The sequence below is a fragment of the Pseudomonas pudica genome (genome assembly GCF_015680405.1).
GTDB classification, from domain to species: domain Bacteria; phylum Pseudomonadota; class Gammaproteobacteria; order Pseudomonadales; family Pseudomonadaceae; genus Aquipseudomonas; species Aquipseudomonas pudica.
Genome location: NZ_JADLJS010000099.1, coordinates 1 through 1,701 on the forward strand (window position 1 = coordinate 1; position 1,701 = coordinate 1,701).

The following is a 1,701-nucleotide window of genomic DNA, read 5'->3' on the forward strand; positions in this document are numbered from 1 at the left end:
AGCCGGCTCCCCCAGGTATACCACCACCCTCAAGGCCTGCATTGTACCTGTGGGAGCCGGCTTGCCGGCGATAGGGCCGGTAAAGCACAGAACCTGCTACCAGACAAGCTAACAGTTGTCGAGATATGGTTGGGCCAGTCCTTTGCGTATACTGCAACCTATGTTCGCCCACACTGCTTTGCGCCAGCGTTGCGCCAGATGGCTTTTCGCAACCGGACTCTTTCTGCTGCTCGGTGCCTGCGTTGAAAAACCCAGCACCCTCGAGCGCGTGAAGGAGGATGGCGTGCTGCGCGTGATCACCCGCAACAGCCCGGCCACCTACTTCCAGGACCGCAACGGCGAAACCGGCTTCGAGTACGAGCTGGTCCAGCATTTCGCCGAAGATCTGGGCGTGAAGCTGCAGATCGAGACCGCCGACAACCTCGACGAGCTATACGACAGCCTTGGCAAGCCCTCCGGCCCGGTGCTGGCAGCGGCCGGCCTGGTCACCAGCGAACGGCGCAAGGCCCAGGTCAGGTACTCCCACCCTTACCTGGAAGTGACCCCACAGGTCATCTACCGCAACGGCCGCACGCGCCCCACCAATGCCAAGGGCCTGGTGGGCAAGAAGATCATGGTGCTCAAGGGCAGCAGCCACGCCGACCAGTTGGCCGAGCTGAAAAAGCAGTACCCCGGCCTGGAATACGAAGAGTCCGACGCCGTCGAGGTGGTCGACCTGCTGCGCATGGTCGACGAAGGCCAGATCGACCTGACCCTGGTCGACTCCAACGAGCTGGCGATGAACCAGGTGTACTTCCCCAACGTGCGGGTTGCCTTCGACCTGGGCGACACCCGCGACCAGCGCTGGGCGGTGGCGGCCGGTGAAGACAACAGCCTGCTCAACGAGGTCAACGAGTTCCTCGACAAGGCACAGAAGAACGGCACCCTGCAACGCCTGAAGGACCGCTACTACGGCCATGTCGACGTACTGGGCTATGTGGGGGCCTACACCTTCGCCCAACACCTGCAGCAGCGCCTGCCCAAGTATGAAAAGCACTTCAAGAGCTACGCCAAGGTCGAGCAGGTGGACTGGCGCCTGCTGGCCGCCATCGGTTACCAGGAATCGATGTGGCAGCCCGAGGTCACCTCCAAGACTGGCGTGCGCGGCCTGATGATGTTGACCCAGCGCACCGCCCAGGCCATGGGCGTGTCCAACCGCCTGGACCCGAAGCAGAGCATCCAGGGCGGCGCCAAGTACTTCATGAAGATCAAGGAAGAGCTCGACGACAGTATCCAGGAACCGGACCGCACCTGGTTCGCCCTGGCCGCCTACAACGTCGGCACCGGTCACCTGGAGGACGCCCGCACTTTGGCCAAGCGCGAGAAGCTCAACCCGAACAAGTGGCTGGACGTGAAGAAGATGCTACCGCGGCTTTCGCAGAAGCAGTGGTATCGCCAGACCAAATACGGCTATGCACGTGGCGGCGAGCCGGTGCATTTCGTGGCCAACATCCGTCGCTACTACGACATCCTCACCTGGGTGACCCAGCCGCAGCTCGAAGGCCAGGTGGCCGAGGGCAGCCTGCATGTGCCCGGGGTGAACAAGGACAAGCCGGCGGAGCAGTCGCCGCCGATGTAAGCCTGCACCGGCCCCATGGCGGGCCCACCCCCGCAGGGGCCGGGGGCGGGGAAGACTTGGCCCGGCGGGGCGTGGAGAAGTGC

Annotated in this window: 1 protein-coding gene; it reads left to right on the forward strand. The window is 63.6% G+C overall.

Features of this window, described 5'->3' with window-relative positions; translation table 11 throughout:
* Window positions 1–160: 160 nt before the first annotated feature.
* Window positions 161–1,618, forward strand: a complete 1,458-nt coding sequence (gene mltF / locus IRZ77_RS26650; protein ID WP_013971158.1) for a membrane-bound lytic murein transglycosylase MltF — start codon at window positions 161–163, stop codon at window positions 1,616–1,618.
* Window positions 1,619–1,701 lie beyond the last annotated feature (83 nt).

Bases quoted from the DNA above. Each gene is read 5' to 3' on its own strand.
- mltF (WP_013971158.1), top strand. From the start codon at position 161: ATGTTCGCCCACACTGCTTTGCGCCAGCGTTGCGCCAGATGGCTTTTC.